Here is a 4,048-nt window from a genome sequence, read left to right as displayed (position 1 = left end):
GGCGTACCGACGAGGACCGGGTGGGCCCGCTCCGCCGCCGCCCGCGGGTCGGCGCCGGCCGCTCCGGTGGCGTCCACCACCACGACGAGGGGACCGTTGAAGCCCGGTCCGAACCCACGGGCGAGCAGGTCGTACGCCTGGCGGCTGGTCCGCGACGTGGCACCGTTGCCGGGATCGGCGATGCCCAGCCGCATGTCGAGCACCGGGGCGGCGAGCGCGAGCAGGGCGCCGAGCGCCAGCAACGACGCTGTCCAGGGATGGCGCTGCACCAGCGTCGACCACGTCGCCCACCGGGTGCCGTCGCCGGGCCCCCGACCGGCCCGGCGGTGCACCGCCCGCTCGATCCGTCGGCTCATCACCGCGAGCAGGGCGGGCAGCAGCACCAGTGCCGCGACCATGGTGGTGGCCACGGTCAGCGCCACCGCCACCGCGACACCCTGCAACGAGCCGAGCCCCAGCACCACCAGGCCGAGCAGCGCGAGGATCACGGTGGTGCCGGCGAACAGGACCGTACGCCCGGCGGTGTCCACCGCCCGGCGGGTCGCCTCCCCGCTCGTGGCGCCCGAGAGCAGTTCACCGCGGTAGCGGGAGAACAACAGCAGCGCGTAGTCGATGCCGACGCCGAGACCGACCAGCACCATCAGCGGGCTGGTGTAGTCGGCCACCGTCGCGACGTGCGAGGCGAGCACCACCAGGCCCATGGCGGTGCCGACAGCGAAGACGGCGATGACGATCGGCAGGCTGGCGGCCAGCACCGAACCGAAAAGCAGGACGAGGATGACCAGCGCGGCGAGCAGGCCGAGCCCCTCCGCCGGCCCGCCACCGCCCTCCTCCGTCGCGACGACGGCGTCGCCGCCCACCTCGACCCGGAGCCCGTCGCCGTCGACCTGTCGCGCCGTGTCGACCAGGCGGCGCACGTCGTCCGGCGGCACGTCCGCGGTCTCCCTGTCGAGGGTCACGGTGGCGTAGCCGACGGTGCCGTCGGCGTTGAGCGCGCCCGGGTCGGTGAACGGGTCCCGCACGTCGGCGACCGACGGCAGGCCCCGTACCTGGTCCAGCATCCCGCCGACCCGGCCCCGGTTCTCCGGCGTCCCTAGTCCGTCGGGGTCGGCGACCACGATCTGCACGGTCGTGCCGACGGCCTCCGGCGACCCCTCGCGCAGCGTGTCCAGGGCACGTTGCGACTCGGTGCCGGGCAGCGACACGTCGTTGCGGTAGTCCGCACCGACCACCTGCGCGCCCACACTGACCGCGACCAGGACGGCCAGCCAGGAGAGCAGGGCCCACCAGCGGTGCCGGGTCGACCACCCGGCCAGGCGCTCGAACCGGCTCGTCCGCCGGGGCGGCGGCGCGGCATGCTCGGGTGTCGGATTCTGCTTGACCAGCACGGTGACGACCTCCTCGGAACACTGATGACGGTCGCCAACGGTAGGAACGGCGGATGCTCCGCCACGACACCCCGCGTGAGGATCCCGGCGTACCCCCACGGGGGGACGACGGATGCTTCCCCGGGGTGACCCGCACCGCCCACGCCCCCGGATAACCTCGGGTGGTGAGCAGTCGAGCGCGGACCGTGGACGCCGGCGTCGCCGCGCTGGTGCTCGGCGCGTCGCTGCTGGTGCTGACCCTGGAAGGGCTCGGCACCCCCGCACCGGACTCCCGGGCCCTGGACCTGCCGGGTGTCGCGCTGGTCGTCGGCACGTCCCTGCCGCTGCTGGCCCGACGCCGGGCGCCCCTGCTGGTCTACGTGGTCACCGCCACCTGTACCGCCGCGCTGCTGGCCCTGCGCTACCCGCTGGACTTCCCGTTCGGCTGCGTGGTGGCGGTACACACCCTCGCCGGCGCGTACGGCGGCGATCCCCGGCCGGATCGCCGCTGGGGCGCACGGGCCGCCGTCGGGATCTTCGTGCCGGTGGCGGCGAGCGTGTACGCGGTGGCCGGGTACCGCAGCCACAGCACCATGTCCGGCATCCTGTTCTGGGCGTTGACGTTCGCCGGCGCGTGGCTGGCCGGCGAGCTGACCAGGGTCCGCCGGGAGCGCATCGCCGAGCTGGAGGAGCGCGCCGCCCGCGCCGCCCGGGAGGTGGAGCGGGAACGCCGCCTGGCGGTGGCCGAGGAACGTACGCGGATCGCCCGGGAGCTGCACGACTCGGCCGGCCACGCGATCAACGTGATCCTCGTGCAGGCCGGTGCGGCCCGGCTCACCCACGAGCGGGACCCGCAGCGGTCCCTGCGCGCCCTCGCCACCGTCGAGGACGTGGCCCGGGCCACGATCGTGGAGATGGAGCGGATGGTCCGCGTGCTGCGTGACGACGAGAGCGACGTGCCGGCGCCGGCGGACCCGGGTGCGTTCGAGGAGCTGCTGGAGCGGCACCGCCTGGACGGGCTGCGCATCCAGTCGTCGGTGAAGCCGCCGCCGGAGCCGCTGCCGCGCAGCGTCGCCTGGGCGACCTACCGCATCCTCCAGGAGTCGCTGACCAACGCGGCCCGGTACGGGGACGGCAGCGCGGCGGTGACCGTCCACTGCGGAGAAGAGGCCGTGGACATCACGGTGAGCAACCCGACCTCGGCCCGCGCCCGGGCCAGCACCGGGGGTCGGCACGGGATCGTGGGCATGCGGGAGCGCGCCAGCCTGCTCGGCGGCACGCTGGAGACCGCCGCCGAGCGCGGGGTCTTCCGGTTGCGGGCCCACCTGCCGTACGCGGGGTCGGCCCGGTGACGCCGCTGCGGTTGCTGCTCGTCGACGACGACGACCTGATGCGGGCGGGGTTGCGGGCGGTGCTGTCCGTCGACGACGGCATCGACGTGGTCGGCGAGGCGTCGGACGGCCGGGAGGCCGTCGAGCTGACCCGCGTGCTGGACCCGGACGTGGTGCTGATGGATGTCCGGATGCCCAAGCTGGACGGCGTCGCGGCGACACGGGAGATCGTGGCGGGCCGGCACCGGGCGAAGGTGCTGATCCTGACCACGTTCGAGGACGACGACTACGTGTTCGGGGCCCTGCGGGCCGGCGCCTCCGGGTTCATCCTGAAGAGGATCCGGCCGGAACAGCTCATCGCGGGCATCCACACCGTCGCCGACGGCGAGGCGCTGCTCGCGCCCTCGGTGACCCGTACCGTCATCGGCCGGATGGTGGGGCAGGAGACCGTCCCGGCCGATCCGGCATGGGACCGCCGGCTGCGGGAGCTGACGCCCCGGGAGCGCGACGTGCTGGACCTGGTGTCCCGCGGCCTGTCCAACGCCGAGATCGCCGCCCGCCTGGTGATCGAGGAGTCGACGGTGAAGACCCACGTCAAGCGGATCCTGGCCAAGACCGGGCTGCGCGACCGGGTGCAGGCGGTGGTGCTGGCGTACGAGTCGGGTCTGATCCGGCCCGGCCAGGGCCCGGCCTGAGGATCCCACCGGTCCCACGCGTACGCCTGGTCCCGCCAGTGGCCGACGAAGGTCTCCAGACGGCACGTTGCGCGCGGACCTCGCGCCGCACGCGGTCGGCACCTGCGGCGGCATCCGGTGCCGGCGGGTGGACACGTGACGGCAACGAAGAATTCTCATTTTCACCGGATCGAGGGCCCAACCCTCCTAGGGTTGGTCACACCGGTGCTAGTCACGGAGTTGGCCACCCGAACGACGTCCCACGCAGTCAGCGGACGAAATGTGAGGGAAGACGCGTATGAAGACACGGACAGTTCTCGCTACAGCGGCGCTCGGCGTGGGCCTCGGCACGCTGCTGCTCCCCGGCACCGCGCTGGCTGACACCACGGTGTCACCGGCGACCACACCGGTGGGCGGCACGGTCGTGCTGACCGCCACCACCTGCAACCCGAAGTCCGGCGACGCGATCTTCCGCGTGACCGGGCCGAACCGGGACCAGAACGTCCGCTCGACCACCGCCGCGGCGGGCGGTGGGCTGAGCGCCGAACTCTTCACCGCCGGATTCACCCTGGGCACGTACACGGTGACCGCCACGTGCGGCGACGGCAGCCCGGCGGGCAGCGCCACGTTCACCGTCACGCCGATCGGCGGGGCGCCGGCCGGCGGCGGCACCACG

4 protein-coding genes are annotated in these 4,048 nt (G+C 73.9%); 3 read left to right on the top strand and 1 reads right to left on the bottom strand.

From position 1 onward, the window contains the following. A partial coding sequence (locus AB0I76_RS24215; protein ID WP_357039620.1) for an MMPL family transporter occupies positions 1–1,388 on the bottom strand: 1,388 nt, incomplete at its 3' end. Positions 1,389–1,552: 164 nt separating this feature from the next. On the opposite strand from AB0I76_RS24215, the gene AB0I76_RS24210 reads away from it, so the two are divergent. The 3 genes from AB0I76_RS24210 to AB0I76_RS24200 form a co-directional block, all read left to right on the top strand. Beyond that, on the top strand, positions 1,553–2,719 hold the full coding sequence (locus AB0I76_RS24210) for a histidine kinase (protein WP_357039617.1): 1,167 nt from the start codon (positions 1,553–1,555) through the stop codon (positions 2,717–2,719). Continuing rightward, positions 2,716–3,393 carry a response regulator transcription factor gene (locus tag AB0I76_RS24205; RefSeq protein ID WP_357039614.1) on the top strand — a complete coding sequence of 226 codons (678 nt, stop codon included), beginning with the start codon at positions 2,716–2,718 and terminating at the stop codon, positions 3,391–3,393. Before AB0I76_RS24210 ends, AB0I76_RS24205 begins: the two co-directional genes overlap by 4 nt. 277 nt (positions 3,394–3,670) lie before the next feature. After that, positions 3,671–4,048: hypothetical protein (locus tag AB0I76_RS24200; protein WP_357039610.1), on the top strand; the 378-nt coding region annotated here is incomplete at its 3' end.

Origin of the sequence: Micromonospora sp. NPDC049799 (genome assembly GCF_040656655.1) — a bacterium.
Taxonomy (GTDB): domain Bacteria; phylum Actinomycetota; class Actinomycetes; order Mycobacteriales; family Micromonosporaceae; genus Micromonospora.
This window is presented reverse-complemented; position numbering and strand designations above follow the sequence as displayed.